Below are 21,244 nucleotides of genomic sequence, written 5' to 3'. Positions count from 1 at the left end.
CATGTCGCGTGCACGGTCCATACAGGTTCTGCTGATCGGGGTGTTGTTGGGCGTCAATCTGCTGGCCATTGCCGCGTCAGCGTATTGGCTCAATCAGAGCAAGTTGCAATACGTCCAGCAGGCCGAGGTTCAGACCCGCAACATCGCCAATGCGGTGGAGCACAACCTGGCGTCGAGCATCGACAAGATCGACCTGGCGCTGCAATATCTGGTGGATGACATGGAGCAGCAGGTCATCGGCGGCAAGCCGGTGAAGACCGCCCTGGTGCGCGATGCTTTTGCACGCTTCCAGGAGCGCGTGCCGGAAGTCGAGGGCGTGCGCATCTCCGACGCACAGGGCCGTGTGTTTCTGCGCAGCGAATCGAATCAGCCCACATCGGTCGACATTACCGACCGGGACTACTACCAGCAACTCCGGGATAGCACCACCGGCAAGGAACTGGCCATCAGCAAACCCGTCGTCGGGCGACTGCAGCAACACAACATCATCATCTTTGCGCGCCGATACAACTTCCCGGGCGGTGCCTTTGCGGGCATCGTCTTTGGTGCCGTGGCGCTTGACCAGTTCCAGAACATGTTGTCCCAGTTCGATCTGGGCCGCAAGGGAACCATCGCCCTGCGTGACAGGGAGCTGGGGCTGATCGTGCGTTTCCCGCCTTTGCCGAACATGCCCGCCGGCACGGTGGGCAACAAGGTCATCTCTTCCGAGTTCCGCAAGGCCTATGAAAGTGGTGCCACGGCCACGACCTTCTACACCCCCAACGCCGTAGACGGCGAGGAACGCATCTACTCCTTTTTGCGTATGCAGAAGGCGCACCTGATGGTGCTGGCCGGCGTGGCCAGTTCAGACTACCTGGCGGGCTGGACGACCGAGCGCAACAAGGTCATTGCAACGGTGATCTGCTTTGCCGCAGTCACGATTGCACTGGGTCTGGTCTTGTCGGGAATGCTGCAGCGCGCGACACAAGAAAACCTGCGCAACAGAATGTATTTGCGCAATGCCAGTGACGGCATCCAGATCACCGACTCCATGGGCCGGCTGGTGGAGGTCAATGACCGCTTCTGCCGCCTGCTCGGCTACAGCCGCAGGGAGCTGCTGGACTTTGATGATCACAAGTGGCAGGAGTGCTGGCCCGACGAAGTGGCCCGCAACGCCATCCTCCAACATACGGATCTGACCGCGGAGCCGATTTCCCGGGAGACACGTCTGCGCCGCAAGGACGGCCGGCTGGTGGATGTGGAGGTGCGGTCCAGCCATTTCTACTGGTCCAAGCATCTGCATGTGCACACCTCGATCCGCGACATTTCCGAGCGTCTGGCCAACGCGGAGAAGATCGAGATGCTGGCCTATTACGACCCACTGACCAACCTGCCCAACCGACGGCTGATGCTGGAACGTCTGAACCGCGCCATGGTGGGATGTGAGCGGCACCACCGCCATGCCGCGCTCCTGATGATCGATCTGGACAACTTCAAGATGCTCAATGACACGCTGGGCCATGGCGTGGGCGACCAGTTGTTGATCGAAGTGGCCAAACGCCTGCAAAGCTGTGTGCGGATGGGCGATACCGCTGCGCGCATGGGGGGCGACGAGTTTGTGGTGATTCTGGAGGATCTCGACGAGAGCACGTTGGCTGCCAGCCAGGCCGAATCCGTGGCGGAAAAAATCCTCTCCTCACTGCACCAGCCCTACAACCTGGAGCTTGCAACCAATGCGCATGGCGGCTTCCAGCATGACTACCTGTGCAGCGCCAGCATCGGCCTGGCATTGTTCAACAGCCAGAACGTCAGCGCCGATGAATTGCTCAAGCGCTCGGATACCGCCATGTACCAGGCCAAGGCGGCTGGCCGCAACACGGTCCGCTTCTTCGATCCCCGCATGCAGCTGGCCGTGGATGCCCGTGCGGCCATGGAAGTTGAACTGCGTCACGCCATCGCGCAAGGTGAGCTGCGGGTGTACTACCAACCCCAGGTCAATGCCGATGGCCAGATTCAGGGTGCCGAGGCACTGGTACGCTGGCAGCATCCGCGGCGCGGAATGGTATTGCCATCGGACTTCATCGCGCTGGCCGAAGACACCGGACTGATATTGCCCGTAGGTACCTGGGTACTGGAAGCCGCCTGCGACCAGCTCAAACGCTGGTCCACCCAGGATGCCTTCTCCCACTTGACCATCGCCGTCAACGTGAGCGCACGCCAGTTCCGGCAAAGCCAGTTTGTGGAGCAGGTGCAGTCCATCGTGCAGGCCGCGGGCATAGATGCACGCCAGCTCAAGCTGGAACTGACCGAGAGCCTGATGGTCAACAGCATTCAGGAGACCGTGGGCAAGATGGCCGCGCTGCACGCGCTGGGCATCGCCTTCTCGCTGGACGACTTTGGCACCGGCTATTCCTCACTGTCCTACCTGCAGCGCCTGCCACTGGACCAGCTCAAGATCGACCAGTCCTTTGTGCGCGATCTGTTGCTGGATGCCAAGGACGCCGCCATCGCGCAGACCGTCATCAACCTGGCCGAAAACCTCTCGCTGCACGTGATCGCCGAGGGCGTGGAAACCCAGGCGCAACGCGACTTCCTGCTCAGCCTGGGCTGCCGCGACTTCCAGGGCTATCTGTTCGGCAAGCCCTGCCCGGTGGAGGAGTTCGAGCAGCACTTGCTGTCCACGCTGCCAAAGCCCGTCAAGAACCTGGCGTGACTAGAAGCGATAAATGGCACTGAGGTGCAGCCGCATCGGGTCGGTCTGCTTCTCCGCGCTGTTGACCTTGGTTGCCAAAGCCAGATCGGCAGAGACATCGAGTTTCTGATAACTCCAGCGTATACCTGCGCCCACACTGGCCAGCTCTTCGTGGTCGGCCACCGCGCCGTTGGATTGCACTTGTCCGCCTTCCACGAAAAGCACAGGGCGCAGCAGAGGCAGCAACATTTCCGGACCGGTTGCCTCCAGACTCCAGAAGTAGCCCATGTCACCCCGCACCACCGCATCAGTAAAACCGCGTACCGATCCGGCACCGCCCAGGCTCATCTTTTCGCCAGTAATGAGCCGGCTGGAGCTGGCCTGGGCGCGCAACCTGGCGGCCCAGTACCACTGGCTGCCGCGGTAGCTGAAATCCAGCCCGGCGCGCCATGCCTCCCAATTCCAGTCCGCAGCCTGGGCCGTGTAGTTGGCCTGGTTGTTGTCACTGCCCTCGCTGGTGTTGACGGCATATTCCACATTGGCACCTACCGTGCCCCAGCTCTCGTCACGTCGGAAGGTATATTTGAGCGACGCCGGAAAGGAGGCCACATTGGTTCCCGGCAGGCCTTGGTCAAAGTGCCGGTCGTCCAGCGCCAGGCCCAGCGTCTGGGAAGCTGGGCCGTTGCGCGGCAACGAATAGGTGACACGTGCGCCCAGAAACTCGCCTTTGCCGGACACGTCGGGCAGCCCCAGGCTGCCCAGGCCGGAGTTGACGTCGGAGCTGGTGTAGTAAGCCGAGACATTCAAGCCTTGCCCATAGATGGGGAACTGGTAGTACGCCCCCCAGAGCGACACCTTGTCCTGCTTGCTGGGGTCGGTGCTATAGGTCAGGGACCCCACGTGGTCGCGGTCCCACAGGTTGGCGTGCTGCACACCCAAACCCACGCGGGCCACTGTGTCATCCGGGTTCTTGGCCGCAGCGGGCAGATTGCCTGTGTAGCTCACGAAATAGCTCAATGGATCCGAGTCCTTGACCCGCAGATCAGCATCCACCGCATCTGACTGGGCCGACTCCTTGAAGGTGACCGTGACCTGCTTGGCCGGATTGGCATTGGCTGCAGTCAGATCCTGCCCGACTTCGCGGATATCAGGCACGCTGCCTTCCTGCAGGTTGGGCAGGCTGTGGCGGATGTTTCCGGTGGAGAAACTCTGGTTGCCCATCACCGTCACCTGGCCCACGCGAAAAGCAATGACCTGCAGCGTGACCTTGCCATTCTGTGGTTTCTGCACGGGCACAAACACGCGGTGAAATATATAGCCGCGCTCGCGCAACGCCTTCTCCAGCGCCAGCGCCGCCTGCTCAATCTGGCTGAGTTTGCGCTGCTCTCCGGTATAGGGCTGCAGCAACAGGGCAGTTTGCGCGTCTGACAACGGGTTGTTGCCATCGATCATATAGCTGCGGATATCCAGGGTGGGCTCAGCTGGCACCGCAACGGCTGGCGGAGTCTGCTGCGCCATGGCGGATGGGTTGAAGGCCAGCTGCGACAGCACCGTCGACGCCAGCAGAGGCAGCTTGGAGAAGTGTGTGGGCGTCATGGGATTCATAGCCTGCAAATTTCCTGGCCGGGCTGTCCCAGCGTGGCACCAAACAACTGCAGTATGCGTTTGTCACCGCTCACAAACAGTTCCGGGATCGGGAATGGATCGTCACTCAGGAAGCGCGGCACGGGTGGTGCCAAGCGACGCGGCAGGTTGTCGCCGCCGACAAAGCCGGCCTCGCCCACACCAAAGTCACGCCTGCCGTTGGCCGTCTCCAGAAACACATGGCCGTCGCGCACAAACAGATACAAGCCATCTTCACCGCTGTAGGCCTGCGCGCCAAAGAGAGCGTCCCAGTCGACCGACTCCATATCTGGCCGCGGTACTTTGAAGCTGTTCATGAACTCGGGCAGTGCGGCCAGCAGACGGGGCATGCGGTCCGCCCCGACAAAGCCGACCGCATCCAGTGGCACATCCACACTGCTGCCACCACCATCCAGGAAGGTCAGACCCAGCCAGGTGTGCATGAACAGTCCGTCACCCGCCGCAAGCAGAGCAGGCGCAGGTGAGGCGCCTTCCCCAGTGCCGGCACCGTCAGCACAAGGGCCTTCGCAGCTGATGTCCATGCCGGTGCCGCGAATGCCTATGGTGGCTACCAGCGTGCGCACAGACACCGCTTGCGGCTGGGCCTTGGCAATCAGGCCCGTAAACATGCGCAGCCCGCCATGCAGCAGTTGCAAGGCAAAGTTGTTCGGTTGGCGCGCGCTGGAATAGCTGAAGCCATTGATCCTGACCAGCGTCTGCGGGTTGACTGCCAGACGCGACTGGTCGCGAAATCCTACCAGCGCAGTGGCATCGGGCCCCGTCTGCAAAGCGTCCCCCATATACAGCGGAGCGCCTTCCAGCAAATGCCGCACCGGCTTGCCCTCCTGCTGCGCGGTGACGTCACCCGAGACCTTGATCAGGCGTGCCACCACCAGATCGCTGGCCAGCACTGCAGCGGGCGGTGGCCGCGACTGCGCTGCACGGTCTTCAGAGCGGCAGTCCTCGTTGCACAGGCGCGCATCAAAACTGGTGCCTCGGATGCCAATGGTGGCAGTCGATGCACGGAACTGCAGTGCACCGGGATTGATCTTGTTGATCAGGCCCGTCACCGCGCGCATGCCGCCTTTGATCAGACGCATCAGGCCAGCTTCGGTGCCTTCGTTGTGCGCATAGCGCTCCACTGCAAAAGTGGTGGCCGGACGCAAGGTGATCTTGGTGCCATCGGTGAACGCCACCACGGCATAGCCCTTCTCCGTGGTGGTGATGACATCACCTTCGGCAATGCTGTCCCCCGCGGCGATGAAGCGGGCGGCGGCCCCAGGTTGCTGCGCCGTGGCCATGCCTTGCAGGTGCTGCACCTGCCCGGCGGGCTGCTGCGCCCGCGCTGCATTTGGTATGGCCGCTGCCAGCATCATCAGCAGGCACAGCGCCCAACGCGGCACAGAGGAGGACGCGGTGATCATGGCTGTAAGAGGGTGTTTCATGCTGGCCCCTCAATAGCACCGAGCCAGGTTGCGACGGCGGCTGATGACGGTGCCGTCTTCTGCCACCACTAGGTCATAGCCGGCTGCAATCAGGTCCAGCAGAGACTGGTCCAGAGAGGCAACGTCCGACGTCCACAGATAGAGCCCATTGCCCAACGACGCATTGGAGCCCGTGGCAGTCGCAGGCGGTACGGACACGGTAAAGGGACCGACCAGCCCCGTACTGCAGCCGGTGCAGGGCCCACCCAGCAACACCGAGCCACCCGCCGACGCGGTGATGGAGGCGTCACCGGCAATGGTCAAACCGCCGGAGGCGCTGAGGTTGAAAGTGTTGGCCCCCGGAGCAGTCGACGTGGTGGAAGCCGTCACGGTCGCTGGAGCACCGCCACTGACCACGGCCATGTTGCCGTTGGTGGCCGTCATGTTGATGATGCCGGCCGTCACACCGGCGCTGGCGGTGGACGCTGATCCACTGGTCACCAGAATGGAGCCATTGGATACCACGCTCAGGTTGAGCGGGTCCAGCATTGCAGGCCCCGCCAAACCGGCATGCACACTCACCTGACCGTTGAGGGTGCTGATCAGCATGGTGCCACTCAGCGTCGTGCCATCGCTCAAGGTGGAGCTGGCCGCTGCACTGGAGCCGCCCTGCACCAGCAATGCGCCCGCCACGATGGTCTGATTGCCCGTGGCATAGACCTTCGAAATGCCTTGCCCATTCGCATCGCCCACCTGCATCTGCCCGGCCGCCAGATAGTTCATGGTGATGGTCTGATTGCCGCCGGACTGCAGCAAAGCCTGGGAGCCGCTGGATGCGCTCAGGTTGGACACGGTCAGCGTGGCCGGGTTGTTGCTGTCCACGCCGTTGAGAACGATGCTCTGGTTGGCGGTGGCTGTGACCGCGGTCAACGGCGATGCGCCGGTAGTGGAGCTCAGGCGAATGGTCAGGGAGTCCGCATTGATGCTCTGCGCCGCACCGGAGGAAAGCCGCATCTCATGGGCGCCTGCGTTGTCGAGCGTGACCACACCGCCCGCAACCACGGTCTGTCCGCCAACACCGGAGTCGATACTGACCCTTTCCGCACCCGCAGTGGGTGCCAGCAGTTGCAGGTCACCACTGGTGTTGAGGGTCTGCGCCCCCGTTCCAGCCTGGCGAATCCAGGTGTTGGACGCCAGACCGCCACCGGTGAGGGCGATGCCCAGATCCGACTGCACGCTCTGCGCGCCCGAAAGCGTGTTGCGCAACCCGCTTTCATTGCCCGCCACAGAAGAAGCAGTGCCGCCCGTGATCAACAGACTGCCGGAGGTGCCCACCGTCTGCCCCGTGGCTGCAAGCAACACGGCATCCGCACCATCGCCGGTGCCGCCCGCCACGCTGATGGTTCCAGACGACTGCACATTCTGGGAACCTGCCAATGCGGCAACGCGGGCGTAGGCATTGGCGGTAGTGCCACCGGTGACAGTGATGCTGCTGGTGGGCGCATAGCTGCCGCCCAGGCGGTTGCCCAGTGTCTGATTGCCCGCGGTGGACACTATTTCCGCATAGGCGCCAGCACCAGCCACGACAACCGCACCGCCTGTGTCCACGGTCTGGCCAGTTGCTGCCTTGATCCAGGCGGCTGCGCCGCTGCCTGTGCCGCCCTGGACCACGATGCCGTCTCCTGGATCGTAGGAATAGATGTAAGTGCTGCCAATGGTCTGCGAGCCCGCGGTGGACTCGATAGAGGCCGAGGCATTGGTGCCGGAGCCGCCCGTTACCGTGAGCGTTCCACCCGGCATGACGGTCTGATTGGACGCAGCGCGTATCCACGCCGCGGCACCCGTGCCCGTGCCGCCGGTCACGCTGATATTGCCCGTGGGATCGTTGGTAGAGAGGGTGTTGTTTCCTATGGTCTGCGAGCCTGCCGTGGACTCGATGGAAGCCGTCATGTTGGCGCCGCTGCCGGCTATCACCGCAATGTTTCCGCCGGCATAGACCGTCTGGTTGCCACCGGCAAGAATGCGTGCCGTGCCCGTACCGCTGGCCTGCACCAGCACGTTGCCGGTGGGCGTATTGGCTGGGTAGCTGTAGAAGTAGGTGGAGGTGCCGCCCACGTTCTGCGAAGTGGTGGCCTTGATCTCGGCATTGGCGTTGGCACCAGTGCCGGCCAGTACCTGGATGTCGCCTGCGCTGTGCACTTCCTGTGACGTGGCGGAGCGGACCGAGGCGTAGGCGCCCGAACCACTGCCACCCTGCACGGTAATGCCGTCGGTGACGTTGCCGTAATAGTAGGTGCTCTGGTTGCCGAAGCCCTGGGAACCCGAGGTGCTGACCGCTTCGGCATACGCGCCGGTGCCGCTACCGCCTTGCACCAGCGCAATGCCGTAGATGTGCTCTGCGCTCTGCGAAGCGCCTTGCAGGGAGGCATAGGCCCCATCCGACCCGCCGAGCACACTCAGGTTGTTGGTGTACAGATACTGGCTCTGCCCGGCCTGGGCACTGGCATAGGCGCCGGTTCCGTTGCCGCCCCGGATTTGGGTGTTGCCCCCTGCGTTCAGGCTCTGGCTGCCCAGCGTGGATTGCAGGGCCGCATAGGCATTGCTCGAGGCCCCGCCGCTGACCACGATGTCGCGACCGGCGGTCACATTCTGCGAGGCGTAATAAGGGCCCACCTGCTTGACTGCCGCGCTGCCACCGTTGGCAAGCACCTGGATGTCCCGCTCGGCCTGCAGTGTCATGCTGTAGCCGCTCTGAACACTGACGCTTTCGGCAGCATTGGCGCCGGCAGAAATGGTGATATCGCGGCCCGCCTGCAGCGACATGCTGTTGGTTGTGGCAACGGAACGCGCCACGCCACCGGTGGCAACGATGTTCAGGTCACCCGCACCGTTTCCATATCCGGCATTGAGCGTGAGGTTGTACAGGTTGCCGATGTCGCTGGTGACATTGATGTTGCCATCGCGCGCACTCAGGGAGAAGGATCCGGTTGCGGTGGGGTTCAAGCCGCTCAGGTTCAGATCCGTGCCGCCCACGCGGCCGATGGCAAGGCCGCTGTAATTGCTGTTGGTGACCTGCACTGTGCCGGCACCGGACGCCTGGGTGGTGATGTACAGATTGGTCAAGGCCGTGTTGGCCACGTCCACCACCAGATCGTCCTTGGAGCGCGCATCCAACGTGATGGCACCGCTGGTCAGCAACGGAGTCGCCCCGCTGCCTATGCTGCCCTGCTCGGCCAGCAGGGTCAGCGTACCGCTGGCCGCGCCAGCGCCGTTGCGCATGTCTATGGCCAATGCGCCGGTGCCGGTGATGCTGCCGTTGTCGGCTGTCAATCCAACGCTGCCGCCCAAGGTGTTCACGCTGACCACGTTCACATTCTTGGTGGTGTCACCCGCTGTACGTGCCGTCACGCTGCCGCCGCCGGTTCCCACCGAGGTGAGGTTTACCGTGCCGGAGCCGCTGTACACATTGACCGCGCCACCACCCGTGGTTACCGAGGTGAGGTTGATGTCTCCATCGGTGGAAAGCGTCAGGCTGCCGTTGGCCATGGCAACGCTGGATGTGGTGATGTTGGCCGAGGGGGCCGACACGTTGATGCTGCTGCCGCTACCCAGCGTACCGCTGGTGCTCAGCGTCATGTCGGTCACCGCGGCGCTGGTCTCGGTATAGCGCTCCGAGATTCCCGCCGCCGATGGCTTGAGCGTCACGGCCAGCGCGCCCACGGGGCTCTGCACCTTCATGACTTGGTTGGCGGAGTCGGTGACGCTGGAGCCGCCCCCGGCCCCGGCCACCGAGCCATCCGCAGTGACATTCAGGCTGGTCAGCGCGGACAGCGAGCTGACAGTGAACATCCCCCCGGTATTGAGCGTGAGGCTGGTGGTGCCCGTCAACGTGGCGGTGATGTCTCCCGCAGTGGCGTTGAGTGTGGCCGATGGCGCTGTGACAGTGGCGCTGCTCAGATTGATGCCATTGGTCGCATTGATGGTGGTGTAGGCGGACGAGATGCTGATGGCGCCGGGCAGGTATGTCTGGGCTCCGGTGGCATTGGCCGTCAGGTTCAGTCCGCCAGACGTCGTGATGTTGCCGGTGGAGAAGCTGCCGGCGTTCAAGGTCACGCTGCCGGAGCCGCTCAGGCCTGCAGTAGTCAGCGAGGTGGTGGTGGCGCTGCCTAGGCTCAACCCGTTGTTTGCGCTGACCGTGCCCATGGTCAGGCTGTTGCCCTGTGCTGTCACGTTGTAGCTGCTGACGTTGGCAACCGACAGCGCGCCGGTGCCGGAGTTCAGGTTGACCGTATCCGCGTAGTAGCCCGTGTAGGTATGCCCTCCGGTAACGGTGCCGCTGCCCGCGTTCACCGTCAGGCCGTTGGCACTGACGATGGCCGAGGTCTGGCTGCTGATGGCGCCCGCCGTGGTGAGCGTGCCCGAGGCCGTGAGACGCAATTCATCGGTCACATAGATGTTGTAGCCCACGCGCGGGACGTAGTAGTAGGCGCTGTAGTAGCCGCGGTTGGTGCCAGTGGTTGTGACAGAAGCCAGGCTGAGGTTGGCGCCCGTGACCTGCACGCCAGGACCATTGAGCGCGCCCGTGGTGACGTCACCGCCATAGATATCCACCATGTTCCCCGCCGTCAGGGAAGACGCGCTGACGTTGCCCAGCGTCATCGGATTGCCGGCCGAGTTCAGATAGATGTAGCCAGCGCTGATGTTGTTGGTGGTCACCGGGCTGGTTTGCGTCAGCGCACCGGCGGCATTGAGGTACAGCTGGTTGTAGCCGCTTGTGTTCAGGTTTATGTTGCCGATGGCCAGGCCGCCATTGCTTGTGGTGAAGCGGAATTCATTGAGGCTACCGGTGGAACGCACCACGTCGCCCAAGGTGATGTTGCTGCCGTCGCTGATGGCATTGATGTTCAGGTCCAGCGTGCTCAGCGACGACGTTCCGCTGGCCCCCATCCCGGCGGCTGAAGCCGACAGGCGTATGGTGCTCAGGCTCTGCTGCGTCACGCCGTCGCCGGTCTGCGCCGCCACGAAGAACTTGCCGCCGAGCGAGGTGACGCTGAGCGTGCCCAGGGTGTCGGCATTCACCGTCTTGCCCAGCGCACCAATGTCCTTGCCGGCGGACAGCGTAATCGCGTTGCTGGTGAGCAGGCCCGAGACGATGTCCAGCGGATTGGTGAAACTGGAGTCGCCAATGACACCGTTGCCCAGATCATTGGCCGACAACGTGACGTTGCCATTGGTACTGATATCGGCGCTGGTGTTGTCCTGGCGTGTCTTGATCGAACCACTGGAAGAGCTGAGCGAAACGCCCGCGGTTCCCAGGGAGTGCGAGTTGATGCTCAGAAAGCTGATGTCGCCACCCGCACTCACGTTGACACTGCTGTTGCCAGAGGCAGTCATTGAACCAGCAGACACCTGCCCCACGGTCAGGTTTCCGCCGGCCCCCAGGGACACGCTGCCGTTGGCGGATGTCACATTGGCCAGCGTCGTGGCTGAGGTGGTGCCTCCCGCACTGACGGTGATGGTGCCGTTGGCACTGAGGTCATTGGCCGCTGTGACACTGCCGTTGGATGCGGACAGGCTGATGCTGCCGCTGGGCCGGTTCACCACCCCGGTGACGCTGATGTTGCCCGTACCGCTGTTGCTGATCTGGAAGGAGCCTGCGGGCGTGCCGGGTTCGGCCACGGCAACGTTGATGTTGTTGCTGGTGGTGAGGTATTGGTAGTAAGGGTAGGTCCCGCTGACGACCTTGTAAGTTCCGCCTGCACTGACGTTGACCGCGCCGCCCGCCGTCAAACTGCCCAGCGTGATATTGCCGGCGCCGTTGTCACTCACGCTCAGGCCGCCGCTCAGCGTGGCCGAAGCCACGTTGATGTTGTTCGCGGTACGCATGGTGTAGTAGTACGGATAGGCGGAGGTGTAGTAAGTGCTGCCCGCGCTGAGCGTGGCGGAAGACGCGCTCAGGCTGCCGCTGATGGTGATGTCGCCGTTGTCATAGGTGTTCAGCTGCACCGCGCCGCTGCCGCCCGCCGTGAGTGTGGTTGCGTTGATGGGACTGGAATTCGCGCAACCTACATAGCTCGCAGTGCAAGCGTTGGTGGAAACATAGATGCCGGAGCTGCCCGTGGTCGTGATGCTGCCCAGGCTGACCGCGCCTTGGGCGGTTGCGTACAGGCTGGCGGCATTGAGTGTGCCGATGTTGAGTGTTCCCGCAGCGCTCAGGGTGACGTTGCCGCCCAGCAGGTTGAGTGTGGGTGCGGTGATGCCAGCGTCGTTGACCTGCAGCACGAAGCCCGAACCGAAGCCACTGACTGCGCCACTATCGGCCGTCACACTTAGATTGCCACCCGAGGTGCCCAGCGTGAATGTGCCCAGATTGGCCGCGCCGCTGACGGTGGTGCTGGAGAGCGCAGCCAGGGAGCCTTGTAGCGTCAACGCCGTCAGCGTCGGGTTGCCGACAAACTGGATGTGTGCATCTGCGGCCAGGTACTGCAGTGTCAGTTGCGGCGAGCTGATGCGCAGCGGAGACGCCAGAGAGCCGGTCTGGGCACTGCCGTAGTTGCTGCTGATGTACACCGATGGCGCGGTGATGGAGCCGCCCGCGGCCTGCTCAAACCCATTGCTGGAGTTGAGGTTGATGACCGAAGGTGCGCTCAACGTGCCCACGCGCAAGGGCTGGCTTGCATAGTTCAGCAGGTAGATGGAACTGCTGGATGACGTGGCGTCCACCCGCGTGGCTGCGTTCACGTATTCGCCGGAAATACTGCCGCCGGTTGCAGACAGGTTGACGGTCCCACCCGTCACATTGCCGCTGCTGATGGAGCCCGCGGTTGTATGCAGGCTCACGTTGCCGGTGCTGCTGTAGTCCCCGCCGTAGATGCTGGTTGCAGCAGTCACCGCAATGGCGCCGCTGCCTGCGCTGACGTTGGCCCCGCTCACATAGCCGGTTTGCGATTCCAGGCTGACGGCACCACCGCCCGAACTGATGGCGCTTGAATAGCTCTCGTTGCCCGAGGTCTTGATGTCCACTGCGCCGCCAGCCGTACTGATGGTCCCCGAGCCCGTGACTCCCACGGCGCGCAGCGTCACCGCGCCACCATTGGTGGTGATGCCCTGGTTCAGATAGATCTGGCCGCCACCCGCAGCATTGAAGCTGGTGCCGCCTGCGGTGGCGCTGAGGCCGGCGCCGGCCGTGGTGAGGGCTACGGCGCTGTTGAAATAGATGTCGCGCTCGGCTTGCAGGGTGACATTGCCCTTGACGCTGTTGAGCGTGGTGGGCGAGATGGTGACCACATTGCCGGAAAAGTCGGAGAACTGGTCCACCACCGAAGTCAATATGCCGCCCGTGCTGGAAACCAGAATATCCAGCGGGTCCAGCAACAGATTGCCACTCAGGCCTGCCGCCGCGCCCAGGTCGGCCGATCCGGCAAAGGACAGGTTCTGCTTGCCCGACACTTCCGCATTGCCGCCTTTGCCGTCGCCCGCGCCACGGGCAGAGAGGCTGCCCAGATAGCGCGTGTTCCCGTCGGCCCACACCACCACCTTGCCGCCATTGCCATTTTGCGTAGCGTCGGCCCGCAGGCTGGCATCGGCGTCTACATAGACCCGCTCAGCGTTCTGGATGGCTGCGTTCCTACCCTGGAAGTCGCCCCCCACCAGTACTTCGCCACCGCCACGCGCACCGGAAGCGTCAACGCGGGCGCCCGCATCCAGCGCCACGCGGTTGCCCAGTATCTGGATGCTGCCGCCTTTGCCATCGGCACCGACCGCCGATACGGAGCCAGCCACATGGGTGGTTCCGCCAGTGGTCTCAAAACGGATGCTGCCCCCGGCCAGACCATCTGCCGTGGTGATGCTGCCGCTGTCCAGGTTAAGCGCATTGCTGGCCACCAAGCGGATGCTGCCGTCCGCATCCTGCTCCATGCGGTTGGCGCGGATTTCACCGCTATGACGCAAGGTGCCGGCAAAGACCGATACCGCGCCGTTTTCCGCCAGCAGCTTGCCCAGATTCAACACTGCGTCGGTAGGCGCCTGGATCTCGAAGGTCACGCCTTCAAAGTCCAGGCTGGATATTTCCAGCTTGCGCCCTGCGGCTAGCAGGATCTGCCCGTCAGGCGCCTGAATGATGCCGGTGTTCTGGATGTCGGGCGCAATCAGGGCCACGCGCCCGCCAGGGCCGGCCGTGATCACCCCGTCGTTGCGAATGGCACCCGCACCCGAAGTAGCCATGAAGCGCAACTTGCCAGCCAGGAAATCACCATCCGCCATGTCCAGCGTGGAGGCTATAAAGCTGCTGGCATCGATGCGGGCACCGGAGCCCACCACAATGCCGTTGGGATTGATCAGAAAGATGCGGCCATTGCTCTGTAGCGAACCCAGCAGCTGGGAGCTGTCCACCCCCACCACGCGGTTGAGCATGGAGCTCGATGAACTGGGCAAAGCGATGCGAACCTGGTTGCCCGAACCGATGGAGAACTGCTGCCAGTTGACGATGGAGCCAGCAGTGGCCTGGATTTGAAGACTATTGGGATTGGTCTGGCTGATGCCAACCTGCCCATTGACCACGGTGGCGCCTTGCGGCAGCGCACCCGCTGCCCAGGCGGAGGAGCCAAACCCCAAATAAATGGCCAAGGCGAGGGCAGACAGCTGCCAACGCGTGTGCATATTCGTCGAACGCATGGAATGCGCCTCCCAGAACACCGCGCCTCTAGCCTATGCTGCACACCTATAGGGCGCGAACTTTTTGACCTCCCAGTTTTTTCGCGATTATTGCGCCGCGCCAAAAAAATTGCACGGCCTTTTGCAACGAACTCAGACCGTTCGGCTCATCCACCAGCCCTCCACGCTGTAGATCACCAGCGCGGTCCAGATCAGCAGGAAGCCGACAAAGCGCGCACTCTGGAACGGCTCATGGAACAGCCATACCCCCAGCGCAAACTGCAGGCTGGGCGCAATGTATTGCAGGATGCCCATGGTGGTCAGTGTGATGCGCCGCGCGCCTGCAGCGAACAGCAGCAAGGGAGTGGCCGTCAACGGGCCGCCCAGCACCAACCACGCCAGGGTAGGCACGTCGCCCTGGACAAAGGCGCTCTGCCCCTGCCAGGTCAGGTAGGCCAGCACGCAGACGGCAAACGGCGCCAGCAGCAGGGTCTCCAGCGTCAACCCCTCCAGCGCGCCCAATGCGCCCACCTTGCGCAGCAAGCCGTAGACACCGAAGCTCAAGGCCAGCACCAGTGCGGTATAGGGCGGATGCCCGGCCTGTATGGCCAGCCACAGCACGCCCGCGGTCGCCACTACCACCGCCAGCCACTGGCCGCGTCGTGGCCGCTCGTGCAGCACGAAAAAGCCGATCGCCACATTCACCAGCGGCAGGATGAAGTAACCCAGGCTGGCATCCAGCACATGGCGGTTCTGCACGGCCCACACGTAGGTCAGCCAGTTGACCGTCAGCAGCGCCGCAGACAGGGCAAACGCTCCCAGCACGCGCGGCTGGCTGGTCACCTGGCGCAACCAGGCCCAGCGCCGCATCACCAGCAGCACACACAGCAGGAACACCAGCGACCACACGGTGCGGTGCATCACCACCTCCAGCGCACCCACGCCGCCCAGCATGTGAAAGTACAGCGGAAACAGGCCCCACGCAATGTAGGCACTGGAGGCAAAAAGAACGCCCGGGTTCATGAAGTCAATCCAATCACTGTGGCAAATAAAAAAAGGCGCGCCGAGGCGCGCCTTGAGGGAGCCGGCAAAAATTACTTGCTGACCACGCGTACCATTTCCAGGCACTTGTTGGAATAGCCCCACTCATTGTCGTACCAGCTCACCAGCTTGACGAAGGTGCCGTCCAAAGCGATGGAGGCATCGGCATCGAACACGCTGGTGCAAGTTTCACCGCGGAAGTCGGTGGCAACGACCTTGTCCTCGGTGTAACCCAGCACGCCCTTCAAGGCGCCCTGGCTTTGGGCCTTCATCTCGGCGCAGATCTCGGCCAGCGTGGCAGGGCTGTTGAGTTCACAAGTCAGGTCCACCACGGACACATCGCTGGTGGGCACGCGGAAGGACATGCCGGTGAGCTTCTTGTTCAGCTCGGGAATCACCACGCCCACCGCCTTGGCAGCACCCGTGCTGGAAGGAATGATGTTTTCCAGAATGCCACGGCCGCCACGCCAGTCCTTGTTGGAAGGACCGTCCACAGTCTTCTGTGTGGCGGTGGCAGCGTGCACGGTGGTCATCAGGCCGCGCTTGATGCCCCACTTGTCATGCACCACCTTGGCCAGAGGAGCCAGGCAGTTGGTGGTGCAGGAAGCGTTGGAGATGATGGCCTCGCCCTTGTAGCTGGTGTGGTTCACACCGTAGACGAACATGGGTGTGTCGTCCTTGCTGGGGGCGGAGAAGATGACCTTCTTGGCGCCCGCTGCCAGGTGCTTCTCGCCGCCGGCCTTGTCCAGGAAGATGCCGGTGGATTCGATGACGATGTCGGCACCGACTTCGTTCCACTTCAGGTTGGCCGGGTCTTTTTCCTGGGTCAGGCGGATCTTCTTGCCGTTGACGATCAGGGTGTTGCCATCGACAGCCACGCTGCCCTTGAAGCGGCCGTGCACGCTGTCGTACTGCAGCATGTAAGCCAGGTAATGGGGTTCGAGCAGGTCGTTGATGGCCACCACTTCGATGTCGCTGAAGTTCTGCAATGCAGAGCGCAGCACATTGCGACCGATGCGACCGAAACCGTTGATACCAATCTTGATAGTCATTTGCTTCTCTCTCTTCCGTTAAAAATAAACTGCCGAAAAATCGCTTGTCTTACTTGCGCTGCAACACGGCCTGCACCGTGTCTGCCACATTCTGCTCGGTAAAGCCGAAGTGCTTGAACAGCACCGGCGCAGGAGCGGATTCACCAAAGGTGTCAATGCCGACCACGGCCGACACGCCGTACTTCCACCAGCCATCGGTGGAGCCCATTTCCACGGCCACGCGCGGCAGGCCCGCAGGCAGCACGGCGCTCTTGTATTCGGCGCTCTGGCGGTCGAAGGTGGTGTTGCTGGGCATGGACACCACGCGCACGGCAATCTTGCGCTCGGCCAGCACCTGCTGGGCCTTGAGCGCCAGTTGCACCTCGGAGCCGGTGGCGATGATGACGGCTTGCGCCTTCTTCTTCAGGCCGGAATCGGCGGGCTCAGACAGGACGTAGGCACCCTTGCTGATGGCATCCAGGCCGCTGGCATCGGGGGCCGATTCGGAGTCACCCTTGGTCGCGTAGCTGATGTTCTGGCGCGACAGCAGCAGTGCAGTGGGCTTGCTCTCGTTCTGCAGCGCCACGGTCCAGGCCACGGCGGTTTCTGCCGTGTCGCCCGGACGCCATACGTCCAGATTGGGGATCAGGCGCAACGATGCAGCATGCTCAATGGACTGGTGGGTGGGGCCGTCTTCGCCCAGACCGATGGAGTCATGGGTGAACACATGCACCACGCGAATCTTCATGAGTGCGGCCATGCGGATGGCATTGCGGCTGTAGTCGCTGAAGGTCAGGAAGGTGCCACCATAGGGAATGAAACCACCGTGCAGCGCAATGCCGTTCATGATGGCTGCCATGCCGAACTCGCGCACACCGTAGTTGATGTGGCGTCCGCCGACCAGATTGCCATTGGCATCGGGCGTCTGCACCACGTCACCGTGGGACGTGAAGCGCAGGTTGGGCGTGCTCTTGGTGTTGGTGAGGTTGGAGCCGGTCAGGTCGGCAGAGCCGCCCAGCAGTTCGGGAATGGCTGCGGTAAAGGATTCCAGCGCCAGTTGCGACGCCTTGCGGCTGGCCACGGTTTCGGCCTTGTTGTGGGCGCCGATGATGGTGTCCACCGCAGTCTGCACGAAGTTCTTGGGCAGTTCGCCCTTGGAGCGGCGTACCAGTTCCTTGGCCAATGCGGGGAAGGCGGCCTTGTAGGCGTTGAACTTGTCGGTCCATTCCTTTTGCGCGGCAGCTCCAGCCTTCTTGGCGTCCCAGTCGGCGTACACGGTCTTGGGGATGACAAAGGGTGGGTATTCCCAGCCAATGGCTTCGCGGGTGAGCTTGATTTCTTCAGCGCCCAGAGGTTCGCCATGGGCCTTGGAAGTGTTGGCGCGGTTGGGGCTGCCTTTGCCGATGCTGGTACGGCAGATGATCAGCGTGGGGCGCTCGGTGGACTTCTTGGCCTCGGTGATGGTCTTGGACACCAGCTCGGCGTCGTGGCCGTTGATGGGACCCAGCACGTTCCAGCCGTAGCCGACAAAGCGCAGCGCAGTGTTGTCGCTGAACCAGGGTGCGACCTGGCCGTCGATGGAGATGCCGTTGTCGTCGTACAGGGCGATCAGCTTGTTGAGCTTCCAGGCGCCGGCCAGTGAGGCGGCTTCGTGGCTGATGCCTTCCATCAGGCAGCCGTCACCCATGAACACATAGGTGTTGTGGTCCACCACGGTGTGGCCTTCGCGGTTGAATTCCTTGGCCAGCAGTTTTTCTGCGAGTGCCATGCCGACGGCATTGGTCAGGCCCTGGCCCAGGGGGCCGGTGGTGGTTTCCACGCCGGGCGTGATGCCGAACTCGGGGTGACCAGCGGTCTTGCTGTGCAGCTGGCGGAAGTTCTTGAGCTCTTCCATGGGCAGCTTGTAACCGGTGAGGTGCAACAGCGCATAGATCAGCATGGAGCCGTGGCCGTTGGAGAGCACAAAGCGGTCACGGTTGATCCAATGGGGATTGGCCGGGTTGTGGCGCAGGTGTTCGCCCCAGAGGGCAACGGCCATATCGGCCATGCCCATGGGGGCGCCGGGGTGACCCGAATTGGCTTGTTGAACTGCGTCCATGGCAAGAGCGCGGATTGCGCTTGCCATCTGTTGGGTATTGGCCATTGTTGGCGGCTCCGGTAAAGGGATGGGCTGTGGGAGAACTCCGCATTTTACCGGTGCCACTGTGTAGTCCTTTAATGCAGCGCAACCCGGGGCTACTTGCCCGCGCTATGCTTGCCCCATGAGCCTGCTTTTCTCCCCCCTGACACTGCCCTCGCCGCGCGGCGGCATCACCCTTCCCAACCGCATTGTGATAGCGCCCATGTGCCAATACTCGGCCGTGAATGGCGAGGCTACGGACTGGCATTTGATGCACTGGGGCAATCTGCTCAACGGTGGCGCTGCCATGCTCACCATCGAAGCCACTGCTGTGCTGCCCGAAGGGCGTATCACACCTGCTTGCCTGGGTTTGTGGGATGAGCGTACCGAGGCCAAGCTGTCCGACACTTTGCAACGCGCGCGCAAGCTGGCGCCTCACACCGCCGTGTGCATCCAGCTGGCGCACGCCGGGCGCAAGGCCTCCAGCGCCCTGCCCTGGCACGGAGGGCAATTGCTCAGCGCAGAGGCTGGAGGCTGGAAGCCTTTTGGGCCTTCGGCCATCGCGCAACTGCCGTCAGAAGCGCCGCCCCAGGAAATGGGCGAGGCCGATCTGGCGCGGGTGCGGGATGCCTTTGTCACCGCCGCCCGCCGCGCCGACAAGATGGGCATAGACGCCATCGAGCTGCATGGTGCACACGGCTATCTGCTGCACGAGTTCCTGTCCCCGCTGTCCAACGCGCGCACCGATGCCTACGGCGGCAGCCTGGAGAACCGCATGCGCTATCCACTGGAAGTGTTCGCCGCCGTGCGTGAAGTGTTCAAGGGTGTGCTGGGCATACGCGTTTCCGCATCCGACTGGGTGGAAGGTGGACTCGATGCCGATCAGGTTGCCGAGTTTTCAAAGCGGCTCAAGGCGTTGGGCTGCGACTTCATCCACGTGTCCAGCGGAGGCCTCTCGCCGCAGCAGAAGATTGCCATCGGCCCCGGCTACCAAGTGCCCTTTGCCCGGCAGATCCGCGCGGCAAGCAGCATGGTCACCACCGCCGTGGGGCTGATCACCGACGCCCACCAGGCCGAGGCGATTCTGCAAGCCGGGGATGCCGACCTCATTGCCCTGGCGCGTGCCTTTCTGTACCAGCCACGCTGGGGCTGGCAGGCCGCCGCGGCCCTGGGTGACGCGGTACAGGCCAACCCGGTGTACTGGCGCTGCCTGCCACGCGAGGCGCAACAGGTCTTTGGCAAGGTTTCGATAGGCGCACGCTGAGGCGCGGTACCGCCATGCAAGGCCTGCACCTTACCGCGGACCTCCGCCAGTGTGGCTGTGATGCGGCCCTTCTGACCGATGCGATACGCCTGGGCGCGCATTGCGTGCAGGCGGTGGACGACGCGGGCCTGCAGGCCGTGGCCCAGCTGTTTCACACCTTCCCCGCAACCGCCCAGGGCCCGGGTGGCGTCACCGCCACCGTGCTGCTGGCAGAGTCGCACCTGTGCGTACACACCTGGCCGGAAACGGGCGCGGTGACGCTGGACGTATATGTGTGCAACTTCGGTGGTGACCACTCTGCCAAGGCGCACGCCTTGCTGAATACCTTGCTCGCCCTGTTTCAGCCGGCGCACTACCAGCAAAAGGAATTGCTGCGCGGGCTGGTGTGAACAAGTTGTCGGAATCACCCCAGACCAACGGGCATTCACCTAAGTGCACTGCATCAGCAAGGTTGACTTGTTGGACGCATGGATGGCAATCAGGCGGCCATTGGGATAGATATTGAAGTTGTAGCTTTCATTGCCATCGGCAAGCACAAAACTGACGTGGAAATCCGAAATGGACACTTCAGTGGTGAATTGGCCATCTACCAGCACGATCTTGCGATCCCGGTCCACATCGATGAGAAAGTGAAAGACCTTGTTTCCGCCGTTGAACGTGGTGCAGTCCAGTCGACCGTTTTCCGCAACGGCGCTCCCAGCAGTCAGAAAAATAACCAAAGTCAAAAAGAACTTCTTCACAGCGGCTCCGCATGGTAGTCATGCGAATGATATGCACAGACCATGCCGATGGGGCCCCTCGCGCACATAAAAAAAGCGCCCCTTGAAGAGGCGCCTTGATGGCCAAGGTCTTCTAAAGGACTATTCGGCGAAGACCTGTTGTTCCAATACTTGGTTTTGCTTCAAACCGCCGTGGCTGCCGCCCACGTTCACAACGATGTCACCTGTACGCTGTGCTTCAGACAGCTCCTTCATTATTTGGCTGCGGGACTTGCCAATTGGGGCTTCCTGTGTAGCGAACTGTGTTGGGTACAGCTGGACTAGCTTCACGCCAGATTTTTCACCGCCAACATTGGCGACAATATTGCCTGTGCGTTGTGCGTCAGCGAGTTCCTTCAGCACTTGCGCTCGGGTTTTGCCGGCTGCGGAAATTGTCGAAGCACCCGAGCCCATAACCTCACCGTATGGGTCGGGGCCGGTACCTGCAGATGCATGTCCAGCAGCCAAAGCAGAAAGAGCCAAAACGATTGCGCTTGCGTAAGAGGTTTTCATGATTTCATTCCTTAAAAGTTGATGATTCCGCAAACTGCGGCAATACGCCTTGTTTGCGGTACCGATGGGGCGGAATTGCATTCGTCTCGTCGATGGGATGAACTTTAGTATTTCCAAATACAAAGATAAATCATCAAAACAGAACAAG

The 21,244-nt window shown here is 62.5% G+C and carries 11 protein-coding genes; 3 read left to right on the top strand and 8 right to left on the bottom strand.

The annotated features are described in order from the left end of the window. The first annotated feature begins 1 nt into the window (after position 1). Positions 2-2,692 (top strand): EAL domain-containing protein, encoded by a 2,691-nt coding sequence (locus AAGF34_RS09000; protein WP_342620276.1) that lies wholly within the window; start codon positions 2-4, stop codon positions 2,690-2,692. Here AAGF34_RS09000 and AAGF34_RS08995 read toward each other — a convergent pair whose 3' ends face one another. The 6 genes from AAGF34_RS08995 to tkt form a co-directional block, all read right to left on the bottom strand. Beyond that, positions 2,693-4,267, bottom strand: coding sequence for a ShlB/FhaC/HecB family hemolysin secretion/activation protein (locus tag AAGF34_RS08995; protein WP_342620275.1), 1,575 nt, complete (start codon positions 4,265-4,267; stop codon positions 2,693-2,695). It abuts the gene before it with no gap. A 5-nt stretch (positions 4,268-4,272) separates the two neighbouring features. Beyond that, positions 4,273-5,739 carry a FecR domain-containing protein gene (locus AAGF34_RS08990; RefSeq protein WP_342620274.1) on the bottom strand — a complete coding sequence of 489 codons (1,467 nt, stop codon included), beginning with the start codon at positions 5,737-5,739 and terminating at the stop codon, positions 4,273-4,275. Between the two features lie 9 nt (positions 5,740-5,748). Then, positions 5,749-14,391, bottom strand: a complete 8,643-nt coding sequence (locus tag AAGF34_RS08985) for a filamentous hemagglutinin N-terminal domain-containing protein (protein WP_342620273.1) — start codon at positions 14,389-14,391, stop codon at positions 5,749-5,751. Positions 14,392-14,523: 132 nt separating this feature from the next. Further along, a complete protein-coding gene (gene rarD, locus AAGF34_RS08980; RefSeq protein ID WP_342620272.1) occupies positions 14,524-15,393 on the bottom strand; it encodes an EamA family transporter RarD in 870 nt (289 codons plus the stop codon). 71 nt (positions 15,394-15,464) lie between these two features. Next, entirely contained in the window at positions 15,465-16,463 is a 999-nt protein-coding gene (gene gap, locus AAGF34_RS08975) for a type I glyceraldehyde-3-phosphate dehydrogenase (RefSeq protein ID WP_342620271.1), read from the bottom strand. Between the two features lie 49 nt (positions 16,464-16,512). Beyond that, complete coding sequence (tkt, locus tag AAGF34_RS08970; RefSeq protein ID WP_342620270.1) at positions 16,513-18,585, bottom strand: transketolase; 2,073 nt, start codon at positions 18,583-18,585, stop codon at positions 16,513-16,515. Positions 18,586-18,703: 118 nt separating this feature from the next. Here tkt and AAGF34_RS08965 point away from each other — a divergent pair, with 118 nt between their 5' ends. Together AAGF34_RS08965 and speD are read left to right on the top strand one after the other, a co-directional pair. Continuing rightward, complete coding sequence (locus tag AAGF34_RS08965; RefSeq protein ID WP_342620269.1) at positions 18,704-19,825, top strand: NADH:flavin oxidoreductase/NADH oxidase; 1,122 nt, start codon at positions 18,704-18,706, stop codon at positions 19,823-19,825. Positions 19,826-19,839: 14 nt separating this feature from the next. Further along, a complete protein-coding gene (gene speD, locus AAGF34_RS08960; RefSeq protein WP_342620268.1) occupies positions 19,840-20,214 on the top strand; it encodes an adenosylmethionine decarboxylase in 375 nt (124 codons plus the stop codon). A 39-nt stretch (positions 20,215-20,253) separates the two neighbouring features. Here speD and AAGF34_RS08955 read toward each other — a convergent pair whose 3' ends face one another. Further along, positions 20,254-20,565, bottom strand: coding sequence for a hypothetical protein (locus tag AAGF34_RS08955; protein WP_342620267.1), 312 nt, complete (start codon positions 20,563-20,565; stop codon positions 20,254-20,256). A gap of 120 nt (positions 20,566-20,685) precedes the next feature. Further along, positions 20,686-21,096, bottom strand: coding sequence for a DUF4148 domain-containing protein (locus AAGF34_RS08950; protein WP_342620266.1), 411 nt, complete (start codon positions 21,094-21,096; stop codon positions 20,686-20,688). Positions 21,097-21,244 lie beyond the last annotated feature (148 nt).

The organism is Rhodoferax sp. GW822-FHT02A01, from assembly GCF_038784515.1.
Taxonomy (GTDB): Bacteria; Pseudomonadota; Gammaproteobacteria; order Burkholderiales; family Burkholderiaceae_C; genus Allorhodoferax.
This window is presented reverse-complemented; position numbering and strand designations above follow the sequence as displayed.